The 19,982-nt window shown below is 68.3% G+C and carries 19 protein-coding genes and 1 pseudogene; 7 read left to right on the forward strand and 13 right to left on the reverse strand.

All coding sequences use genetic code 11. The annotated features are described in order from the left end of the window. Window positions 1-39 precede the first annotated feature (39 nt). Both F620_RS0107540 and F620_RS0107545 read right to left on the reverse strand, forming a co-directional pair. Window positions 40-1,410, reverse strand: coding sequence for a DUF945 family protein (locus tag F620_RS0107540; protein WP_019570066.1), 1,371 nt, complete (start codon window positions 1,408-1,410; stop codon window positions 40-42). A gap of 2 nt (window positions 1,411-1,412) precedes the next feature. Beyond that, complete coding sequence (locus tag F620_RS0107545; RefSeq protein ID WP_019570067.1) at window positions 1,413-2,033, reverse strand: L-threonylcarbamoyladenylate synthase; 621 nt, start codon at window positions 2,031-2,033, stop codon at window positions 1,413-1,415. Window positions 2,034-2,147: 114 nt separating this feature from the next. Here F620_RS0107545 and F620_RS0107550 point away from each other — a divergent pair, with 114 nt between their 5' ends. Together F620_RS0107550 and F620_RS0107555 are read left to right on the forward strand one after the other, a co-directional pair. After that, window positions 2,148-2,444: a YciI family protein gene (locus tag F620_RS0107550; protein ID WP_018869598.1), complete on the forward strand. Its 297-nt coding sequence runs from the start codon at window positions 2,148-2,150 to the stop codon at window positions 2,442-2,444. Continuing rightward, window positions 2,445-3,323, forward strand: coding sequence for a peptidylprolyl isomerase (locus tag F620_RS0107555; protein WP_019570068.1), 879 nt, complete (start codon window positions 2,445-2,447; stop codon window positions 3,321-3,323). A gap of 47 nt (window positions 3,324-3,370) precedes the next feature. Here F620_RS0107555 and thrC read toward each other — a convergent pair whose 3' ends face one another. From thrC to alaC, 3 genes are all read right to left on the reverse strand, one after another. Beyond that, complete coding sequence (gene thrC, locus F620_RS0107560; RefSeq protein WP_018869600.1) at window positions 3,371-4,513, reverse strand: threonine synthase; 1,143 nt, start codon at window positions 4,511-4,513, stop codon at window positions 3,371-3,373. A 37-nt stretch (window positions 4,514-4,550) separates the two neighbouring features. Beyond that, window positions 4,551-5,858, reverse strand: coding sequence for a homoserine dehydrogenase (locus tag F620_RS0107565; protein WP_019570069.1), 1,308 nt, complete (start codon window positions 5,856-5,858; stop codon window positions 4,551-4,553). Window positions 5,859-5,921: 63 nt separating this feature from the next. Then, window positions 5,922-7,124, reverse strand: coding sequence for an alanine transaminase (alaC, locus tag F620_RS0107570; protein ID WP_019570070.1), 1,203 nt, complete (start codon window positions 7,122-7,124; stop codon window positions 5,922-5,924). A 535-nt stretch (window positions 7,125-7,659) separates the two neighbouring features. Here alaC and F620_RS0107575 point away from each other — a divergent pair. After that, window positions 7,660-8,043 carry a magnesium transporter MgtE N-terminal domain-containing protein gene (locus F620_RS0107575; RefSeq protein ID WP_019570071.1) on the forward strand — a complete coding sequence of 128 codons (384 nt, stop codon included), beginning with the start codon at window positions 7,660-7,662 and terminating at the stop codon, window positions 8,041-8,043. Window positions 8,044-8,132: 89 nt separating this feature from the next. Continuing rightward, on the forward strand, window positions 8,133-8,699 hold the full coding sequence (locus F620_RS0107580) for a CPBP family intramembrane glutamic endopeptidase (protein ID WP_019570072.1): 567 nt from the start codon (window positions 8,133-8,135) through the stop codon (window positions 8,697-8,699). 22 nt (window positions 8,700-8,721) lie between these two features. On the opposite strand, the gene F620_RS0107585 is transcribed toward F620_RS0107580, so the two are convergent. Further along, window positions 8,722-9,102, reverse strand: a complete 381-nt coding sequence (locus F620_RS0107585; RefSeq protein WP_018869605.1) for a DUF2237 family protein — start codon at window positions 9,100-9,102, stop codon at window positions 8,722-8,724. A gap of 162 nt (window positions 9,103-9,264) precedes the next feature. Here F620_RS0107585 and F620_RS14275 point away from each other — a divergent pair. Further along, window positions 9,265-11,371: pseudogene (locus F620_RS14275) on the forward strand (putative bifunctional diguanylate cyclase/phosphodiesterase). A gap of 51 nt (window positions 11,372-11,422) precedes the next feature. Here the strand turns inward: F620_RS14275 and lysS are convergent. From lysS to F620_RS0107610, 3 genes are all read right to left on the reverse strand, one after another. Next, on the reverse strand, window positions 11,423-12,913 hold the full coding sequence (gene lysS, locus F620_RS0107600) for a lysine--tRNA ligase (RefSeq protein ID WP_019570075.1): 1,491 nt from the start codon (window positions 12,911-12,913) through the stop codon (window positions 11,423-11,425). Window positions 12,914-12,930: 17 nt separating this feature from the next. Next, window positions 12,931-14,029 (reverse strand): peptide chain release factor 2 gene (prfB, locus tag F620_RS0107605; RefSeq protein WP_155984440.1). Its coding sequence is split into 2 segments (ribosomal slippage): window positions 12,931-13,956 and window positions 13,958-14,029, totalling 1,098 coding nucleotides; the frame shifts between segments, so codons are not numbered across the junction. Between the two features lie 75 nt (window positions 14,030-14,104). Further along, window positions 14,105-15,085 carry a hypothetical protein gene (locus F620_RS0107610; protein ID WP_019570077.1) on the reverse strand — a complete coding sequence of 327 codons (981 nt, stop codon included), beginning with the start codon at window positions 15,083-15,085 and terminating at the stop codon, window positions 14,105-14,107. A 170-nt stretch (window positions 15,086-15,255) separates the two neighbouring features. Here F620_RS0107610 and F620_RS0107615 point away from each other — a divergent pair, with 170 nt between their 5' ends. Next, window positions 15,256-16,821, forward strand: a complete 1,566-nt coding sequence (locus F620_RS0107615; RefSeq protein ID WP_026331353.1) for a DUF255 domain-containing protein — start codon at window positions 15,256-15,258, stop codon at window positions 16,819-16,821. A gap of 7 nt (window positions 16,822-16,828) precedes the next feature. On the opposite strand, the gene F620_RS0107620 is transcribed toward F620_RS0107615, so the two are convergent. Genes F620_RS0107620 through F620_RS0107630 form a run of 3 tightly spaced genes read right to left on the reverse strand, consistent with a single transcriptional unit; the run spans window position 16,829 to window position 18,775 of the window. Beyond that, the gene (locus tag F620_RS0107620) at window positions 16,829-17,059 is read right to left on the reverse strand and encodes a hypothetical protein (protein ID WP_019570079.1); all 231 of its coding nucleotides are present in this window, start codon (window positions 17,057-17,059) and stop codon (window positions 16,829-16,831) included. Then, window positions 17,056-17,958 carry a type III pantothenate kinase gene (locus tag F620_RS0107625; protein ID WP_019570080.1) on the reverse strand — a complete coding sequence of 301 codons (903 nt, stop codon included), beginning with the start codon at window positions 17,956-17,958 and terminating at the stop codon, window positions 17,056-17,058. Before F620_RS0107625 ends, F620_RS0107620 begins: the two co-directional genes overlap by 4 nt. Next, window positions 17,948-18,775, reverse strand: coding sequence for a biotin--[acetyl-CoA-carboxylase] ligase (locus F620_RS0107630; protein ID WP_019570081.1), 828 nt, complete (start codon window positions 18,773-18,775; stop codon window positions 17,948-17,950). The genes F620_RS0107625 and F620_RS0107630 overlap by 11 nt, the downstream gene beginning before the upstream one ends. A 99-nt stretch (window positions 18,776-18,874) precedes the next feature. Here F620_RS0107630 and F620_RS0107635 point away from each other — a divergent pair, with 99 nt between their 5' ends. After that, window positions 18,875-19,651: a lytic transglycosylase domain-containing protein gene (locus F620_RS0107635; RefSeq protein ID WP_019570082.1), complete on the forward strand. Its 777-nt coding sequence runs from the start codon at window positions 18,875-18,877 to the stop codon at window positions 19,649-19,651. A 7-nt stretch (window positions 19,652-19,658) separates the two neighbouring features. Here F620_RS0107635 and F620_RS0107640 read toward each other — a convergent pair whose 3' ends face one another. Continuing rightward, window positions 19,659-19,973: a DUF2007 domain-containing protein gene (locus tag F620_RS0107640; protein ID WP_018869615.1), complete on the reverse strand. Its 315-nt coding sequence runs from the start codon at window positions 19,971-19,973 to the stop codon at window positions 19,659-19,661. Window positions 19,974-19,982: the final 9 nt, after the last annotated feature.

Genomic DNA, 19,982 nt, shown 5'->3' on the forward strand with positions numbered 1-19,982 from the left:
CTTCCTGATGGTTGACTGATGAGGCTGAGATGGTCGGTGTCAGAACATGCCGCCGGCGGCGGCGAACAGCAGGCCCAGGGCACTGGCGGTGCGGTCCCGCTCGTTGACGTGGATGCGGCCGTCACGCATCGCCAGAGTCCCGCTCAGGATCTCGCCGTCGCGTTCCAGCCAGGCATCCGCCTCGGCCGCGGCCAGCACCCGGCCGAACGGCTGCGGGTCGGTCAGCCCGGCCAGCGACTCCGGCCATTGCAGCCCGACCGCGGCCTGCATGTCCAGCGCGATCGCCTCCACCGGGCGCATGCGGAAGCCTTCGGGCGTACCGGAAAAGACCAGGTTGCCCTCCAGCTCCAGCCGTTGCTCCGGCTCGTCGTTCATGATCGCCCCGAGCGTCACCGCCGGGCTGCGCTCCAGCGACTGGCTCACGGCATCGATCATCGCGGCATGGGTGAGATCGCGGCGTTGCTCGGCCTCCTGGCGCCGGTGCGCCGGGTCACGCAGGGTTCCGGCGAGCTGCTCCACGGCTGCGCGGTCCCAGCGCTCCAGCCCCAGCTGCAGATCCATCGGCCCGCTCTGGCGCACGAGACGCTGCGTGCTCCGCGTCACCGTCATCCGGTCGATCTCCAGACGCGCCCGGGAGTCCAGCCGGTCGCCATGGGTGCTCTGGAATGCATTGATCCGGGCACGCTCCAGAAGCAGACTGCCCCCGCATCCCGGACCCGTCCATTCCATCCGGTCGGCCGCCACGCCGCCTTCATAATCCGGAAGCACGCCATAGACCCCGTCGGCGTCGGGCTCCAGCGCCAGGACCTGCCGCAGCCCCTCGAACACCAGGGTTCCGTCCGCCTGATCGAGTCGCAGACGCGGGATCGACAGACTCGCCATCGCCTGCTCGTCCGACCAGGCGAACTGCCCCAGCGCGTCCTCGAACTCCAGCCACAGCGGGCCCTCCGCGTCCCGGAGCGGTGCCACTGCCGCCCATTGCGCAACATCCAGGCGCGTATCCTGCACGCGCAGGCGGGTCGTGACGCCGCCACCCAGGCCGGTCCGGCTCTCCGCCTCGGGCGCAAGACGCTGCAGGATCGCGGCCAGCCCGTCATGCTCCGCGAGGGCGTCGTCGAGGGCCGCGTGATCCAGGCGGGTGGCGATCCTCGCGCCCAGCACCCCGTGCTGCACCTCGTGCACCACCGGTAGTTCGTAAGCGTCCTCGCCCCGACGCAGGTGCAGTGTTCCTTCCGCACGCGCCTCGCGATAGCCCCGCTCGTAGCGAACGGGCTCGTGGCGCAGCTCCAGACCGTCCGCCTGCAGCTCCATGCGCGCGTCGAGGGTGTCTTCCACCTGTCCCCCGACGTACCAGGGCCATGCCGCACCAATGGCGACCACCAGAGCGGCCAGGATGATCCATTTACGCATGGCTATTCTTCCAGAAAGGCCACGTCCCCGAGGCCCTGTCGCACCACTTCCACGCCGTCACCGGTCAGGTCCAGCACCGTGGTGGCCTCCAGCGTCCCTGCTCCTCCGTCCAGGATCGCGTCCACCGCATGCGCAAGACGCTCTTCGATCTCCCACACCTCGGTCAGCGGGGTATCGTCCCCCGGCAGCTGCAGGGTGGCGGACATCAGCGGCGTACCGAGTTCCGCCAGCAGCGCGGACACGATGGGGCTGTCCGGCACCCGCAGTCCGATCGTCCGGCGCCTGGGATGCTGCAACCGCCGCGGGACTTCGCGGGTGGCGGGGAGAATGAAGGTGTAGGGCCCCGGCGTCAGGGTTTTCATCAGCCGAAAGGCGCTGTTGTCCACCTTGGCGTACACCCCCAGTTCGGACAGGTCACGGCACATCAGGGTGAGATGATGGGTCTCGTCCACCTCGCGGATGCGGCGGATGCGATCGGCGCCGGTCTTGTCACCGGGCAGGCACGCGAGCGCATAACAGGCATCGGTGGGCACGGCGATCACCGCACCTTCCTGCAGCCGGTCGCAGACCTGGCGGATCAGCCGTGGCTGGGGATTCTCGGGGTGGATCGCGAACGTACTCATGGGGAACCGCAGATCGGACAAAGCGCGCAGTGTAGCGCAACTGTGACCCGACCATCACGCCGCACCCGCCCGTGACGTTACAATGCCCGCCTGTCCCCCCGACACGGAATGCCGATGCTCTACATGATCCAGGGCCACGATGCCCCCGATTCGCTGGACGCCCGCCTGGCGGCGCGTCCGGAACACCTGGAACGCCTGCAGGCCCTGCGCGATGCCGGACGCCTGGTGCTGGCCGGTCCGTGCCCCGCGATCGACAGCCCCGATCCGGGGCCGGCCGGTTTCAGCGCCAGCCTGATCGTCGCCGAATTCCCGTCGCTGGAAGCGGCCCGCGAATGGGCCGATGCCGATCCTTATGTCCGGGCCGGGGTGTATGCCTCGGTGGATGTCCGCCCCTTCAAGCAGGTGTTCTGAATGGCCGCATCAACGTTCCCCCTGTCCGCACCCCGCGGCCTGCTCGCGGCCGCGATCCTGGCCGCCGTCACCTCGCTTGCCGCCTGCGGCAACGATGGTCCGTCTGACGAACGCAATGGCCACGAAACCGATGCCGCCACGACGACCGAAGACGCCGAAATCCTCGCGCGCATCGATGGCGAACCGATCACCCGGGCCGATGTTTTTACCTATTCCGGCCTGGACGACGACCCCGGGCTGGCCGGCGATGATGGCGTGATCGACGAACTGATCAGCCTGCGGCTGCTGCGCCAGGAAGCCGAGCGGCGTGGCCTGCACGAGGAAGAAGAAACGCGCCGAATCCTCGAGATGGTCCGCACCAATTTCCTCGCCTCCGAGATGATGGAACGCCTGACGGCCGAACTGGAACTCACGGAGGACGACCTGCGCGCCGAATACGAGCGGCAGGTGGAGCAGATGGCCGCCGAGGAGTACCGCGCCCGCCACATCCTGGTCGAGAGCGAGGAGACCGCCCGGGACCTGCTGGCCGAACTCGAGGACGGGGCTTCGTTTGCCGAGCTGGCCGAAACGCATTCAACCGACCCCGGCTCCGCCCAACGCGGAGGTGACCTGGGCTGGTTCGAAGCCGGCCGCATGGTGCCGGCCTTCAGCGATGCCGTGCAGCGCCTGGAACCCGGCGAGACGACGACGGATCCGGTGGAAAGCCGCTTCGGCTGGCACCTGATCCGGCTGGAGGAGACGCGCCCGGTCGACCCGCCGCCCATGGAAGACGTGCGGGCCGAACTGATCGAGATCCTGGAAAGCCGCGCGATCCAGGAAGAGATCGAACGCCTGCGCGAGGCCGCCCGGATCGAGATCCCCGAACGACCGGCAAACTGACCCTGCCCGGGGGCCGGAATCGGCCCCCGGGGTTCAGGCCGACGGCTTCAGGCGAGGTTGTCGCGGATCGCCTGCGACACGGCGTCCAGCTCCGCGGGCACCCGCGTCGGCTGGACCACGCTCTGACTGATCGCGGTGTCCGGGTCCTTGAGGCCATTGCCGGTGAGCGTGCAGACCACGGTGGACCCCGCCGGGATTCGCCCCGAGCGAATGTCGCGCAGGGCACCGGCCAGCGAGGCGGCGGAGGCCGGTTCGCAGAACACTCCTTCCTTCTCCGCCAGCAGTTTCTGCGCGGCCAGGATCTCGTCATCCGCGCATTCGTCGAACCAGCCACCGGATTCCTCGCGCACCTTCCACGCCATGTCCCAGGACTGCGGGTGACCGATGCGGATCGCGGTCGCGACGGTGTCGGGATCGTCCACCATGGCCCCGCGCATGAACGGCGCCGAACCCGAGGCCTGATAGCCCACCATGTGCGGCCGGTTCCCGACCATGCCGCCGCCGGCATACTTGCAGTGCCCCTGGCAGTAGGCGCAGGCGTCGGTCACGTCCTCGCTGCTGCGGGCGGCCATCTCGCTGTAGCCGATCCAGTGTGCGGTGATGTTGCCGGCATTGCCCACCGGCAGGCAGTGATAATCCGGTGCCCGGCCCAGTTCCTCGATGATCTCGAAGGCCGCGGTCTTCTGCCCCTGCAGACGGTACGGGTTGACCGAATTGACCAGGGTCACCGGGGTATTCGAGGCCACCTCCTTGACCAGCCGCATGCCGTCGTCGAAATTCCCGGCGATCTGGATCACCGTGGCCCCGTGCATCATCGCCTGCGCCAGCTTGCCCATCGCGATCTTGCCGTCCGGGATGACCACGAACGCAGTGATCCCCGCGCGGGCGGCATAGGCCGCGGCGGCGGCCGAGGTGTTACCGGTGGAGGCGCAAACGATCGCCCGCGAACCCTCTTCCACCGCGCGGGTGACCGCCATGGTCATGCCCCGGTCCTTGAACGAGCCGGTGGGGTTCAGACCCTCGTACTTGACGTAGATCTCCACCTCGCTGTCCAGCTCGCGGGGAATGTTGTTCAGCCGGATCAGCGGCGTGGCCCCCTCGCCGAGGGAGATCACGCGGGTGTCGTCGTGGACCGGCAGCCGATCGCGGTAGCGGTCGATCAGTCCGGTGTAGCGGTGTCCGTGGGCCATGCGGATTCTCGTGTCGTGGATCGGATCGGTTGGTTGTTCAGAGCGCTTCCATGCGGATACGCGTGATCGGTGTCAGCAGGTGCGGCAGTTGTTCCACCGCCGTGATCGCCTGGTTCATCGCGCCCTCGCGCACGGCGTGCGTCAGCATGATGATGGTCGCCTCGCCCCGCTCCGGGTCGGGCTCGCGCTGCAGGATCGCCTCGATGCTGATGCCATGCTCGCCCAGGATCCGGGTAATGTCGGCCAGTACCCCCGGACGATCCTGGGCACGCAGGCGCAGGTAGAACGAGGTCTGCACATCCTCCAGCGCCAGCACCGGGCGTTCCGACAGCGCGTCCGGCTGGAACGCCAGATGCGGCACGCGATTCTCGGGGTCGGTGGTCAGCGCGCGCACCACGTCCACCAGATCGGCGACCACGGCCGAGGCGGTCGCCTCGGCACCGGCTCCGGCGCCGTAGTACAACGTGGGCCCCACCGCGTCGCCCTGCACCAGCACGGCATTCATCACCCCGTCCACATTGGCGATCAGCCGGCGTTCCGGGATCAGGGTCGGATGCACCCGCAGTTCGTAGCCGTCCGGCATGCGCCGCGCGATGCCCAGATGCTTGATGCGGTACCCCAGCTCCGCGGCGAAGCCCACGTCCTCGCGGGTGATGCCGCTGATGCCCTCGACCGCCACGCGGTCGAACTGCAGCGGGATCCCGAACGCGATGGACGCCAGGATCGCCAGCTTGTGGGCGGCATCGATGCCCTCCACGTCGAAGGTCGGATCGGCCTCGGCGTAACCCAGCGACTGGGCCTCCGCCAGCACGTCCTCGAAGTCACGACCCTTGTCGCGCATCTCGGTCAGGATGAAGTTGCCGGTCCCGTTGATGATCCCCGCCAGCCATTCGATACGATTGCCCGCCAGGCCCTCGCGGATCGCCTTGATGATCGGGATGCCGCCGGCGACCGCTGCCTCGAACGCCACCATCACGCCGCGCGAATGGGCGCGCTCGAAGATCTCGTTGCCGTACAGGGCGATCATCGCCTTGTTCGCGGTGACCACGTGCTTGCCGGCGTCGATCGCCCGCACGACCAGGTCGCGCGGGGCATCGGTTCCGCCCATCAGCTCGACGATCACCTCCACTTCCGGGTCCTCCACCACCGACGCCGGATCGGTGGTCAGGCGGATCCCCGTGGTGTCGCAGTCACGCTCCCGTTCGATGTCGCGGGCGGCGGCCGCCACCACTTCAATGCCGCGGCCGGCGCGCCCGGCGATGTCGGTCCCGTTGCGGGCCAGCACGTTCACCGTGCCGCAGCCCACCGTTCCCAGTCCGAGAATTCCGATCTTTACCGGCGTCATATGATCCTGTTTCCCTGATCGTCCGGATGCACCGCATCCGGGTTTTGGTCTTCGAATGCCTGGTTACGCGGAGGCATCGGCGAGGACGGAATCCGCCCGGAACATCGCCTTGATCCCCCGCAGGGCCTGGCGCGTGCGCTGCTCGTTCTCGATCAGCGAGAAGCGCACGTGATCGTCCCCGTAGGAACCGAAACCAATGCCCGGCGAGACCGCCACCTTCGCGTCCCGCAGCAGTTTCTTGGCGAACTCCAGCGACCCCATCTCGCGATAGGGCTCCGGGATCGGAACCCAGACGAACATGGTCGCCTTCGGCTTCTCCACCGCCCAGCCGAGCTTGTTCAGGCCGTCGCACAGCACGTCGCGGCGCACGCGATACGTCTCGCGGATCTCGTCGACACAGTCCTGCGGCCCTTCCAGTGCGGAGATCGCCGCCACCTGAATGGGCGTGAAGGTGCCGTAGTCGAGATACGACTTGATGCGCGCCAGGGCCGCCACCAGCGTGGGATTGCCGCACATGAATCCGACCCGCCAGCCGGGCATGTTGTAGGTCTTGGACAGGGTGTAGAACTCCACCGCGATGTCCTTGGCGCCCGGCACTTCGAGGATCGAGGGGGCGCGATAGCCATCGAACGCGATCTCGGCATAGGCCAGATCGTGCACGATCCAGATCCCGTGCTCGCGGCAGATCTCCACCACCCGTTCAAAGAACTCCAGATCCACGCACTGCGTGGTCGGGTTCCCCGGGAAGTTCAGGATCAGCATCTTCGGCTTGGGCCAGGAATCGCGGATCGCGCGCTCCAGCTCGGCGAAGAAATCGACGTCCGGCGTCAGCGGCACGTGGCGCACGTCGGCGCCGGCGATCACGCAGCCATAAGGATGGATGGGATACGCCGGGTTCGGCACCAGTACCGCATCCCCCGGCCCCAGGGTGGCCAGCGCAAGATGCGCCAGCCCTTCCTTGGAGCCAATGGTCACGATCGTCTCGGTTTCCGGATCGAGTTCCACATCGAAACGGTCCTGGTACCAGCGGGTGACGGCGCGCCGCAGCCGCGGGATCCCGCGCGACACCGAATAACGGTGGGTGTCGCCGCGCTGTACCGCCTCGGTCAGCTTGTCGACGATGTGCTTCGGCGTCGGCTGGTCCGGATTGCCCATGCCGAAATCGATGATGTCCTCGCCGCGAGCTCGTGCCTCGGCCTTCAACTCGTTCACGATGTTGAAGACGTAGGGGGGCAGTCGCTCGATGCGGGGAAAGACGTCGGTCACGGGTCGATTCCTGATTGGGCCCGGGATCACCGGGCGTAGGCTTTGCGGCGCTGGCGACCGGCGCGATCAGGATACGCGCACCCTGATCCGGCGCGCGCCGGGAAACGGGTCAAACTATAACCCGCACCGGAACCTGTCAACGCATTCCGCCGCAAGGCTTGTTTCGCCACCCGCGCTTTCGCTATGATTCGCGCCCGTTCGTGGCCGGGTGCCACGAGCGCATGTTGAGCCATACGAGGTATGACGACACCCATGGACAGTTGCAGTTGCCGATGCACGAAGGCCGCCGGCGCGGCGGATGACGTGTATCCAGCTGTCCGTCGGACCCGGACCCGCCGCGTCCTCGCCTGAACGAGGCCCCGGAACCCGGTCCGTCGTGACCTGGATACGCGCCGGATCACGGGTTCCCGCACATCATCCCGGTAGTGACCGGGTCGTGCCTGCCCCACCGCCCGCTCCCCGATCGGGGACCTCCGGACGGCCTTCGCATCGTGTTGTTGGTTAATTTCACTGAATCGATGCGAGGAGACCGAAGATGACCGAACTGGCAATGGACACCGTGCAGGATTTCCCCACGGTCACTGAATTCCGCGGCGATCATGCCGCTGGGGGCGTGCACTGGGCCGACATGCGTCCCGACCCCGCCGTGGCGGGTATCCAGGGCGCGCTGGACGCCGGCCAGCTGGCCGCCGCCCGCATGCGCTTCCTCAAGCTGACTGAACGGGCGCAGGCCGAGGTGCTGCAGGCGCTGGATCCCGATACCCTGGCACGGCTCGCAGACCGTCTGCCCAGCCATGGTCTGGCGCAGGCCTGCGAACACCTGGCGGAGTCCGAGCGCCGTGACGTGCTCGGTGCCCTGCCCGGCGGCAAGCGTCACGGCGTGCGCGTGATCCTCGACCACCGCGCGCGTCTGGCCTGAGGCAAAGCCCCGGGCGGACTGCCGGCCGCGGCGATCGCCCGGCCGGCCGACCCGCTCACCCGCAACCAACCATTGCCCCTCCCGCCACCTTGCGACCGTTCATCGCCCGTCATCCCCTGCTCGCCGGGGCCCTGTTCCAGGGTGCACTCATCCCCGTGGCGTTCGCGCTGGCGGCGCTCGCCGGAGTGCCTTTGCTGGGCGCGATGGACTGGAGCATCGAGGCCGTGGCCCTGGGCCTCCTGGTCACCACCCCGATGTTCCTGCTGGTCGCCGTGCTGGGCTGGACCGACCACCCGGCGTTTCGCGACATTCGGGCACAGCTGCAGGAATTCCTGGATCTGCTGTTTCGCGGGGCCCCGGCCGGCTCGGTAGTGCTGATCGCGGTGCTCGCCGGGGTCGGCGAGGAGCTTCTGGTACGCGGCGTGCTGCAGCAGTGGCTGGGTCTGCACCTGCCGCCCGGGGCCGCGATCCTGCTGGCCTCGGTGCTGTTCGGGCTGGCGCACTACGTCAGCCATCTGTACTTCGTGTTCGCCACCCTCATCGGCCTGTATCTCGGCTGGGTCTACCACGTGACCGAGAACCTGGTGGTGGTGATGATCGCGCACGCGGCCTACGACTGGGCGGTCATCCGCTGGTATCTGGCCCGCCCCGCCTGAGGCGTACGCGAACGCGTCCGCGCTACTCTGCCGGATCGCGGGCGTGCGCCTGCAGCACGTCCAGCGGGATGATCGCCAGGGTTTCCTCGTGGGTCGCCCGCAGATACACCCCCGGCGCCACACCGGCCCGATACGCCTCCACCCAGCGGCCGGCGCACAGGCACCACCGGTCTCCGGGCTTGAGCCCGGGGAAGCCGAAGGCCTCCATCGGCGTCACCAGATCGTTGCCCTGCGCCAGGGAATAATCCAGAAACGCCTGCGTCACTTCGGCACAGACCGTATGGATGCCGGTGTCGTCGTGTCCGGTGGCACAGCGCCCGTCGCGATAGAACCCGGTCACCGGGTCGCGGCCACAGGGCTCGAGTTCCTCACCGAAGACATTGCGCGAGGCAAAGGGCTGCATTGATGGCTCCCTGAGTACGGATTCAGATTCACAAGGATACCCGATCTGCGCACGGCGTTTCGCGCAACCGGACTCGCCGGGCGGATCCGGCGCGATTGCACCGGGCGAATTTCCATCTCCATAATGAGCCAATGGCGATCGGGCACCAGGCAGGGATCAAGGATGAAAACGGATCAACATCAATACGGGCCCGACGATACACTGGTCATCGATTACCGCAGCCTGATCGAGGACCACCCGCACATCATCACGGTCTACCGGCCCGACACCACCATCCTGTTCGCCAATCGCATGGCGCGGGAATACTTCGGGGCGGATCTGGTCGGCCGGCGCTGGATCGAGGATTTGCCCCCCCCCCGAACACCAGGAGGCCAACCTCGCCGACCTGGCGCGCTTCACGCCGGAACAGCCGGTCCGGATCATCGAAAACCCGGTCATTCGGGCGGACGGTACCCGGCGCTGGGTCGAATGGACCTCCCGCGCCTTCTTCGACGAGCACGGGCGGCTCACCCACCTGCAGACCCTGGGCATCGACTCCACCGAGCGCCACCAGGCCCGCGAAGCGCTGGAACAGCGCGAGGCCGAACTTGCCGAGGCGCAACGCATCGCCCATCTGGGTTCCTGGATCTCGGATTTCGAAAACGACGAGATCCGCTGGTCGGACGAGGTCTATCGCATCTTCGGCATGACCCGGGATCAGTGGGGTGCCAACCACGAATCGTTCATGGCGGCCGTTCACCCCGACGACCGGGAGCGGGTCCAGCAGGCGATCAATGCCTCCCTGCGTCCGGACGGTCCGGAATATGACATCGAACACCGCATTCGCCGCCCGGACGGCACCACGCGGGTGGTCTATCAGCGTGGCACCGTGCGTTTCGACGAGCAGGGCCGTCCACGGCGCATGGCCGGAATCGTGCACGACATCACCGAACGCCGCGAGACCGAAGACCGGCTGCAATACCTGACCTGGCACGACCCCCTGACCGGGCTGCCCAACCGCGAACTGTTCCTGCAGCGTCTGAACGAAAGCATGGAATACGCCCGCGACCGCGGTTCGCCGTTGCTGATCCTCCATCTGGGCCTCGACCGCTTCAAGGGGATCAACGAGGGGCTCGGCCACGCCGCCGGCGACGCACTGCTGCAGCGGGTCAGCCAGCGTCTGGCAGGCGCCCTCGAGGAAGGCGACACCCTGGCCCGGATCGGTGGCGACGAATTCGGCATCGTGCTGGGCCACAGTGCCGAGGCCGAAACCCTGGTCCGCCAGGCGGCCGGATTGGTGGATCATTTGAAGGAACTCTTCGCGATGGATGGCGAAGAGGTCTACGTTCCCGGCTCGGCCGGGGCGGCCCTCTACCCCGACGATGGCAGCGAACCCGAGGAGCTGCTGCGCCGCGCGGGTGCCGCCATGGATCAGGCCAAACGGGAAGGCGGTAACGGACTGCGTTTCTGCTCCGGCGAACGCAACACCACGGCGCGTGCACGGGTCGCCCTGGAAGGCCAGCTCCGGCGCGCCGTCTACCGGCAGGAAGGCTTCTTCCTGCACTATCAGCCGCGGGTCGAGGCCGGGAACGGGGGCATTACCGGTCTCGAAGCCCTCCTCCGCTGGCAGGATCCCAACGGACAGGTGCTGTCGCCGGGGACCTTCATCCCGGTACTGGAAGAAACCGGACTGATTCGGGAACTGGGCGAATGGATCCTGCGCGAGGCCTGCCTCCAGCATCAGCGCTGGAAGGCCAGCGGACTGCCCTCGCCGCGGATCTCCATCAACCTGGCCGCCCCGCAGTTCCGTGACCGGGACCTGCCGCGGCGGATCCGCCGGATCCTCGCCGAAACCGGCACGCCGGCCGATGCGCTGGAGCTCGAGGTGACCGAGAGCATGTTGATGGCCGACATTCAGCGGGTCATCCACACCCTGGGGGCATTTCGCGACATGGGGCTGCGGGTGGCCCTCGACGACTTCGGCATCGGGTACTCGTCACTCGCCTACCTGCAGCGTTTCCCGCTGGACGTGCTCAAGATCGACCGCAGCTTCGTGCGCGACCTCGACAATGGCGGCAGCGGCGAGGCCATCGTGCGTACGGTCCTCAGCCTTGCCACAAACCTGAACTTGGAGACCGTCGCCGAAGGGGTGGAAAACATCGGACAGCAGCGTTTCCTGGAAGCCGCCGGCTGTGACACGCTCCAGGGGTTCCTGCTCGCCCGCCCGGCCCCCGCGGCACAGTGCGCCGGGCTGCTCGCGCGGGGCGTCATTACCCCGGACAAACCCTGACCCGCGCACCGCCCCCCGGTCACGCCCTCGCCCGAGCATCGGCCGGCGGAATCAGGCTTCCGGGCGCATGTGCGGGAACAGCAGCACGTCGCGGATGGAGCTGGAGTCGGTCAGCAGCATCACCAGGCGGTCGATCCCGATGCCCTCCCCGGCAGTGGGCGGCAGGCCGTACTCCAGGGCACGGATGAAGTCGGCATCGAAGTGCATCGCCTCGTCGTCACCGGCGTCCTTCTCCGCGACCTGCTCGCGGAAACGCTCGGCCTGATCCTCGGCGTCGTTGAGCTCGGAGAACCCGTTGGCGATCTCGCGCCCGCCGACGAACAGCTCGAAGCGGTCGGTGACGAACGGGTTGTCGTCGTTGCGCCGGGCCAGCGGCGAGACCTCGGTGGGATAGGCGGTGATGAACGTCGGGTCGTGCAGCTGATTCTCGGCGGTGGCCTCGAACAGCTCGGTCCACAGCTTGCCAAGCCCGACCCCCGGCTTCACCTCGATGCCCTTGCGCTCGCAGTGCGCACGCACGCGCTCGATGTCGTCCAGGTCGGCGTCCGCGATGTCGTCGTTGTGGGCGAGGATCGCCTCGCGCACGGTCATGCGCGCGAACGACCGGCCGAACTCGTAGGTCACGCCCTGGTATTCCACGGTGGTGGTCCCCAGCACGTGCTCGCACAGCCCGCGCAGCAGCGCCTCGGTGCGATCCATCAGCGCATGGTGGTCCACGAAGGCCTCGTAGAACTCCAGCATGGTGAACTCGGGGTTGTGCCGCGTGGACAGCCCCTCGTTACGGAAATTGCGGTTGATCTCGAAGACCTTCTCGAACCCGCCCACCACCAGGCGCTTGAGGAACAGCTCCGGGGCCACGCGCAGGTACAGCGGCATGTCCAGCGCATTGTGGTGGGTGACGAACGGACGTGCAGTGGCCCCGCCCGGGATCACCTGCATCATCGGGGTCTCCACCTCGAGAAAACCCGCGTCCTCGAAGTAGTCACGGATGAAGCGGATGATCCGCGTACGCCGCCGGAACAGCTCGCGCGATTCCGGACTGGTGATCAGGTCCACGTAGCGCTGGCGGTAGCGCGCCTCCTGATCGGTCAGGCCGTGGAACTTCTCCGGCAGCGGCCGCAGGGCCTTGGTCAGCAGGCGGAATTCGGTCAGGTTGACGGTCAGTTCGCCGGTCTTCGTGCGGAACAGCGTACCGCGCGCGCCGACGATGTCGCCCAGATCCCACTGCTTGAAGGCCGCATACCCCCCTTCCGGCAGGGCATCGCGCTGCACGAACAGCTGGATGTCCCCGCTCATGTCCCGCAGGCGCACGAAACTGGCCTTGCCCATCACCCGTTTGCCGATCATGCGCCCGGCCACGCAGACCTCGATGCCCCCGGCCTCCAGCGCCTCGCCCTCGGTCTCGCCATGCGCGGCATGCAGCTCGCCCGCAAGGGCATCACGGCGGAAGTCGTTGGGGAAGGCGTTGCCGGCCGTGCGCAGCTCGTCGAGCTTGGCGCGGCGCTGCGCGATCAGCTTGTTCTCGTCGGTTGTTTCGGTCATCGAGGGTTTTCCGGGGGTTACAGCCCGCTCTTCAGGCTGGCTTCAATGAAGGAATCGAGGTTGCCGTCGAGCACGCCCTGGGTGTTGCCGACCTCCACGCCCGTGCGCAGATCCTTGATCCGCGACTGGTCCAGGACATAGGAACGGATCTGGCTGCCCCAGCCGATGTCCGACTTGGTCTCTTCCTGCGCCTGTTTGGCCGCGTTCTGCTCCTGGATCTTCTGCTCGTACAGCTTGGCCCGCAGCTGGTTCATCGCCATCTCGCGGTTCTTGTGCTGCGAGCGTCCGGCCTGACAGGCGGCCACGATGCCGGTGGGTTCGTGGGTGATGCGCACCGCCGAATCGGTGGTGTTGACGTGCTGCCCGCCGGCCCCGGAGGAACGGTAGGTATCCACGCGCAGATCGGACGGATCGATCTCGATCTCGATGTTCTCGTCCACCTCGGGCGAGACGAACACCGACGCGAACGAGGTATGGCGGCGGTTGCCGGAGTCGAACGGCGACTTGCGCACCAGGCGGTGGACGCCGGTCTCGGTGCGCAGCCAGCCGAATGCATGGTCGCCCTCGACACGCACCGTCGCGCTCTTGATCCCCGCGGTCTCCCCCTCGGAGAGCTCGGTGACCTCCACCTTGAAGCCCTTGCTCTCGGCCCAGCGCAGATACATCCGCAGCAGCATGTTGGCCCAGTCCTGCGCCTCGGTGCCGCCGGAACCGGCCTGGATGTCGACGTAGGCATTGGCCTCGTCCATCTCGCCGGAGAACATGCGGCGGAACTCCAGGGCCTCGACGCGTGCGGTCAGCCCCGCGACATCCGCCTCGACCGAAGACACGGTTTCCGCGTCATCGTCGGCCTCGGCCATCTCCAGCAGTTCGCGACTGTCCTTCAGTGCATCCGTGATCTCGCGGATGTTGAGGACGATGCCCTCCAGCTGGGCCCGTTCCTTGTTCAGGGCCTGGGCCTGCTCCGGTTGATTCCAGATGTCCGGGTTTTCTTCCAGCTCGCGCTGGACTTCTTCCAGCCGTTCTTCCTTGCCAGCGTAGTCAAAGATACCCCCTCAGGCCGTCGATGCGGCCTTGCAGGTCTTCGATCCGGCTGTAGAGCGGACTCAGTTCCATGGTGTTTCCCCGTGCGGAAAAAGCCCGGGAGTATACCAAGCCCGGCCGCCTGCGTGGTATCACTCATGCATGGAGTTACAGACCGGGCCACGGCATCCGCCGGCGCCACAGCGCCCAGGTATCGCGTCCGCGCAGTATGCGACGCGGGCCCTCCGCCGGTGGCAGCAGTGGATCCTCGATCTCCAGACGCCCGGTTCGGCCGAAGCGCAGGCCGGCGGCGCGCGGGGCGATGACCTCGAGCACCAGCGAGGACAGCAGCTCGGCCATGCGTTCCGGGCTCGCCGGACCGTCCAGCGAATCCATCACGATCACGTCGCCACCCGACGCCGGATCGGGATTCCAGTCCGCCCCCGCGGTCTCCGCCAGCCAGCGGGCGTGGATGCCGCCACCGGCGATCTGCACGGCCGGCGCGACGGGCGGCGGGTCGCCCGGCGACCAGAACCACAGCCCCTGCACCGGGTCCAGACCACTCTGTTCGCGCTGCTGGTTGACCGGATGCTGGAACCAGGCCATCTGGATCGCGTTGCCCAGCACCTGCAGGCTGCGGGCGGCCTCGCTGTCCAGGCCGGCGGCCGGCATCGGCCGGCCCCAGCCCGCCGACGGGCTGCGGGCGCCGTCGGCACCCGCGGCGGCCATCGACAGCAGCCACAAGCCCTGCGGCGACTGATCCAGCCGCGCCCCGACCTTTTCCAGCTCCGGTGCGGCGGCCGCCCAAAGGGCCTCCCGATCGGTATCGGCGACCCCGTCCACCGGGCGGGCGGTCAGGTCCCGCATGCCGGCATTCAGTGCGACCGGACTGGCCAGCCAGGTACGCAAGGCGGACCCCGTCTCTCCTCCGTTTCCGGGTTCGGTATATCCCAGCGCCTGCGCGAGGGTCCGCTCCCAGCCGGGCGGTTCGTCCGGTCGCACCCCCGTGACGGTTTCAGCGGGCGTCGCCGCGCGCGAACGCGCGAGCAGCTGCCGCAGCCAGCGTACCGCCAGCCCGCCGCCCCCGGCGGCGCGTGCCGCCACCAGGGCATCGCGCAGCCCCGGCACCAGAATCCGCACGTCGCTCATCGCAGCCACCTCCGCGGAACAGCCAACCGCGCGCTTTCGTCTCTCATGCAAGTCCCCCTCGGATGAACCCGGGCATGGTAGCAGCCGAGCGCGGCGATCATGGAGAAGCCACGCAGCCAGGGTCTATGCTTTACGAAAGAATCGACCGCAACGCGGTCCGGGAGCCCGACATGGGAACCGCAACTCAACACGTTTCATCCGCCCGCAACGGCTTGCGCGCCGCGGGTACCCTGCTGATCGCGGCGCTGTGGCTGTTCGTCGGTGCGGCGCCGGCGGAAGACTACCCCGCGGATTCGCAGATCGAGTGGAACAGCTTCGACCCCGAACTGTTCGACCGGGCCGAGGATCAGAACCAGCCGCTGTTCTTCTACTTCCACGGGCAATGGTGCACCTGGTGCATCGACTTCCAGAACGAGTCGCTGGAAAACCCCATGGTCGTGGACATCCTGAACGAGGAGTACATCCCGGTCCTGATCGACCTGGATCGGCGCGCCGACCTCTTCACGCGCTATGGCGGCCGCGGCCTGCCCTTCGTGGTCATCACCACCCCGGACGATGACGTGATCTCGCGCTTCACCGGGCATATCCGCGCCGACGGCCTGTACCGGATCCTGGAGCGCCAGCAGCGGGTGGTGTCGGTGACGGGGCGCGAGGAAACCCCCGCCGAGGAGCCGATCACCACGGTCGGCGGTTTTCTTGAGATGCTCGACCAGGTGTACGTCGCCGACGCTGACCGCCTCAGCGGCAGCGCGCTGTTCGGCACCCTGAGCAAGCGCCCGCAACCCTGGACCTACCGCTTCCTGCTGGATCAGGAGGAATGGACCGGGCGCATGCCGGGTCTGCTGGATCAGGTGGCCGAAGACCTCCACGACCCTGTGGATGGCGGCTTCTTTTTCTTCTATGACTTCGACCAGCGCGACCCGGACCGGGCCCTGGAGACCTCCAAACGCCTGGATCAGAATGCCGCGTTCCTGTGGCTGTTCGCCCGCGCCTGGGAAGAAACCGGCGATGAACGCTACCGCGAGATCGCGGAAGACGTGATCCGCTGGCTGCGCGATGCGATGTGGGACGAGGACCAGCGGCGCTTCGGCAACTCCCAGTACGCCGACAATGCCTATTACCGACTGGATCCGGATGAACGCCGCGCCACCGATCCGCCGCGGGTCGACCGCACGACCTACGCCCATACCTCGGGGCAGGCCATCGCGGCACTGGCCGCCAGTGCGCGGATCTTCGACGATGACGAGCTGTTCGCGTGGGCCGACACCGCCCTGCGCGGCGTGGATGCCTATCTGGGCATCCCGGCCGTTTTTCTGCATGCGGTCACCGACGAGGGCCAGCCCGAACTGGAAGGCTATCTGCCCGCGCAGATCTGGCCGGAAATCGCCCGTCTGGAACTGCGCCGGGCCGCCCGGGCGCTGGAGCGCGATCCGACGGACACCGCCGCCGGCGAACCCGACCCGCAGGCGCGCCTGGACCGGCTGCAACCGTTCTTCAACGAGGATCTGAACGCTCATGCCGAACGGCTGGGCGGGGAACTCGAACCCTGGACCGAGGTGCCCACCCAGGCCGCACTGGCCTGGTGGCTGCATTACCTGCCGGCGGAGGCGGTGGCGGCCAGCCACGTGGACCCGGCGGCCGTGGAAGGCCAACTGCAGATCCATCCGGGTGCCGACCCCGATGACATCGCGCTCGGATTCGACGCCCTGCAGCGCGGCATGCCGGGCGAGGATTAAGAAGTGATCATTCTCCGCCCCCGGCCGACGCGGAGGGGTCCTCCCGGGCCTCCAGGCGCTGGCGCAAACGCTCCGCGTCGGCCCCGGTGCGCACCTCCAGCACCTCGATGCCTTCGCCCCCGACCTCCGGGGGCGGAGCATCGGACCAGGGATCCGGATCCAGGTGTCCGCTCTGGTAGGCCCAGCCCAGATAGCCAAGGTTGGCCAGCAGCAACGCAAAAACCGTCCAGCGCATCATTCCCCCGCCCTCCCCGTCCGTGACTCGTCCGCCAGCTCCAGCCCGGCGAGCACCGCCAGCCCGTCCAGCACGGGCCGGGGATCCGTTCTGACCGGCCCCGGCAGATACTCCATCAGCATCCGGGCATCCCCCCCCGTCAGCCGGCAGACCGGCACACACGACCCCACCGCACACCCTGCGACCCCCTCCTCGGGGTACGGGGTGTCCGCGAGCGATTCACGGCCGGCCGCCACCACGGCCGCCACGCCCGCCGCCCAGGCCGTGGCCCAGCCCCGGTCCAGTGCCGCGGCCGTACTCTGCCCCGGCGAGCGCTCGGGCCACGGATCAAAACCGGCGCCCGGCGCACGCGGGGCGATGCGGTCGCTCAGCAGCTTCTGCATCCCGGCCCAGCCGCCGTGCAGCCCCGGCAGGATGTAACCCCCGAGATGCACACCGTCGGCGCGCAGCACGTCCACGGTGACGGCGGTTCCGGCATCCACCAGCACCACCGGCTGCCCCGGGTCGCGCGCGCGCGCCGCCAGCAGGGCACAATAACGATCCACGCCCAGCTGGCCGTGGGCATACCGCGACACCAGCACGCCCGACTGCGCCGCCGCCCCGGGGCCCACGCCGGACTCCGCCTCCAGACGGGGTTCCACCTCCTCGACCGTCAGACCGGGCCAGGCCGTGGCCAGGGCCTCGCGCAGGCGCTGCGAGCGCTCCGGTGCCCCGACCCGCGCCAGCCATGCGGCCACCGGCGGAACCGCCACCGTCCGCGCCAGCTCCGCCACGCCGGCCGCGATATCGGCGTCGGCACCGCTGGCCTGTTCCACCCCGGACGCGTCGCGCAGGGACCATTTGAGGCGGCTGCTGCCCAGATCCAGCAGTAGCGTCAGGCCCGGGTTCCCGTCACTCGGCATGATTCCACCTGCGCACGCTGACCTCTCCGGAATGCAAAGCCTGTTCCTCGCCCCGTTCCCCGCTTTCTTCGCCGCGCACCCGGAGCGTTCCGGCCTGCGGATCGATCCCCAGCGCGAGGAAGCGCTCGCCGGTCTCCAGGCGTTCCACGCGCTGCCCGGCCAGCACATCCACGGCGCCCAGCCGCTCGCCAGCCTGACTCAGACCGTGTGCCATCAGCCATGGATGCGCCTCGAGCAAACCGGCAGCGAGGCGCCCCGCCAGTTCCAGCCAGCCCGGCGGCGGGACACCCTGCGCGGCCAGGTCCGTCACCGCACGCCCCAGCTGCAGACGCTGCGACCCGGCGCGGTTCAGTCCCACTCCCGCCACCAGGCGCCCGCCGACCCCGTTCGCGACACGCGGCGCCTGCTGCTCGACCAGGATGCCCCCCAGCTTGGCTTCGCCGACCACCAGATCATTGGGCCATTTCAGGCCGACGGCGGCGTAGCCCAGTTCGTGCAGGGTCTCGCCGAGCACCAGTCCGGCGCCCACCGGCCACGCCGGCGGCACCTGCTCACCCGGTTCCAGCGGCCACGCCACGGACAGTGCAATGCCGTCTTCCGGGTGCCCGACCCAGTCCCGGCCACGACGGCCCCGACCGGCGGTCTGCTCGCGCGCCAGACACACCCGTCCGGCCCGCGGCAGCGCCTCGGCGGACACGTCCTCCAGGAGATAGCGGCTGGTGGAATCCACCCGATCCAGGACTTCCACCCGGGCCGGCCCCGCGTGCGCGGATTCATCGCGCAAAAGGCCTTCCAGCGCCGTGGTTTCCGGCCTCATAATGGCGGCAGTCGAAGAGAAGGCGGTCATGGGGATCGGCAGATCGACGGGAGAACCGGCTTGAACACGGTCCATCATCTTACGGCGTTGCGCAGGGGGTTGTCCGCCCTGACCCTCGTGGTCGGGTCACTGGCCCTGACAGGGGGTCTCTCGGCCCCGGTACCGGCGCAGGCCGATTTCTACACCTGGATCGATGACGATGGCGCTCGCGTCATCAGTGACGAACCGCCCGAACACGGCGACTACGAGGACGTTCCCGGTCCCTCGTCCACGCGCGGCAACACGGCCACCGGCGGTGACGACGGCTGGTCGCCGACCGAGATCTTCGTCTTCGAGGGGCCCGACGGCGAACGTCTGGTCACCAACCTGCGCAATCAGGGGCCCGGCATGGAGCTGATCGCCCAGTACGGCCGTCCGCCGGCGCGCGCCCGCTGCGGCCGCAACGCGCAACGGGCGATGGCCAGCGGCGGCGGGGAATACGCCGACATCATCCACGACGCCGCCGGCCGCGAAGGCGTGGATCCGGAACTCGTCCTGTCGGTGATCCACGTAGAGTCCTGCTTCGATCCCGAGGCCGTGTCACGGGTGGGCGCCCACGGGCTGATGCAGCTGATGCCGGCCACCGCGGCGGAGCTGGGTGTGACCGACCGTTTCGATCCGGTCCAGAACATCCACGGCGGGGTACGCTATCTGGCCGCCATGCTGCAGCGCTTCGACGGCGACCTGGACCTGGCCCTGGCGGCCTACAACGCAGGTCCGGGTGCGGTGGAACGCCATGGCGGCGTCCCGCCCTACGAGGAAACCCGCGAATACATCCGCCGCATCGGTCGGCACTACAACGGCGACCAGCCGCTGGTCCGCGCCGGCTCCGGCTGACGTCGCTTCAGCGCCGCTCGCGCCCGCAGTTCCAGCACTGGGTGAACTGCGGCTCGATCCGCTCGCCGCAGCTCGGGCAGGTCCATTCGGTGGCGTCACCCACCGGATCGCCCTCGAGATATTCCATCACCAGTTCCCGCGCCTCGGTGGCCTGCTCCTCGTGCACCACCACGATGCGCGCCCAGCACTCGTTCGGCGGGATCTCGCCCGAGGCGCCATAGAGCCCGGCCTGATGCACGTGGGCGGGGATCCCCGCGTCGTTGAGCATGCCGCCGATGAACTCGGCCATCACCGGATCGGCGTTGTGGTAGACGGTCTTCATGGATCAGTG

Source organism: Thioalkalivibrio sp. ALE11 (assembly GCF_000381205.1).
Taxonomy (GTDB): Bacteria; Pseudomonadota; Gammaproteobacteria; order Ectothiorhodospirales; family Ectothiorhodospiraceae; genus Thioalkalivibrio.

What these genes read in the sequence shown, in the direction of transcription:
- F620_RS0107575 (WP_019570071.1), top strand. Translation starts at nt 7,660, where the DNA reads ATGACCGAACTGGCAATGGACACCGTGCAGGATTTCCCCACGGTCACT.
- F620_RS0107540 (WP_019570066.1), bottom strand. Translation starts at nt 1,410, where the DNA reads ATGCGTAAATGGATCATCCTGGCCGCTCTGGTGGTCGCCATTGGTGCG.
- F620_RS0107550 (WP_018869598.1), top strand. Translation starts at nt 2,148, where the DNA reads ATGCTCTACATGATCCAGGGCCACGATGCCCCCGATTCGCTGGACGCC.
- F620_RS0107615 (WP_026331353.1), top strand. Translation starts at nt 15,256, where the DNA reads ATGGGAACCGCAACTCAACACGTTTCATCCGCCCGCAACGGCTTGCGC.
- F620_RS0107565 (WP_019570069.1), bottom strand. Translation starts at nt 5,858, where the DNA reads ATGACGCCGGTAAAGATCGGAATTCTCGGACTGGGAACGGTGGGCTGC.
- F620_RS0107630 (WP_019570081.1), bottom strand. Translation starts at nt 18,775, where the DNA reads ATGAGGCCGGAAACCACGGCGCTGGAAGGCCTTTTGCGCGATGAATCC.
- F620_RS0107620 (WP_019570079.1), bottom strand. Translation starts at nt 17,059, where the DNA reads ATGATGCGCTGGACGGTTTTTGCGTTGCTGCTGGCCAACCTTGGCTAT.
- F620_RS0107545 (WP_019570067.1), bottom strand. Translation starts at nt 2,033, where the DNA reads ATGAGTACGTTCGCGATCCACCCCGAGAATCCCCAGCCACGGCTGATC.
- lysS (WP_019570075.1), bottom strand. Translation starts at nt 12,913, where the DNA reads ATGACCGAAACAACCGACGAGAACAAGCTGATCGCGCAGCGCCGCGCC.
- F620_RS0107555 (WP_019570068.1), top strand. Translation starts at nt 2,445, where the DNA reads ATGGCCGCATCAACGTTCCCCCTGTCCGCACCCCGCGGCCTGCTCGCG.
- F620_RS0107640 (WP_018869615.1), bottom strand. Translation starts at nt 19,973, where the DNA reads ATGAAGACCGTCTACCACAACGCCGATCCGGTGATGGCCGAGTTCATC.
- F620_RS0107625 (WP_019570080.1), bottom strand. Translation starts at nt 17,958, where the DNA reads ATGCCGAGTGACGGGAACCCGGGCCTGACGCTACTGCTGGATCTGGGC.
- F620_RS0107585 (WP_018869605.1), bottom strand. Translation starts at nt 9,102, where the DNA reads ATGCAGCCCTTTGCCTCGCGCAATGTCTTCGGTGAGGAACTCGAGCCC.
- thrC (WP_018869600.1), bottom strand. Translation starts at nt 4,513, where the DNA reads ATGGCCCACGGACACCGCTACACCGGACTGATCGACCGCTACCGCGAT.
- F620_RS0107610 (WP_019570077.1), bottom strand. Translation starts at nt 15,085, where the DNA reads ATGAGCGACGTGCGGATTCTGGTGCCGGGGCTGCGCGATGCCCTGGTG.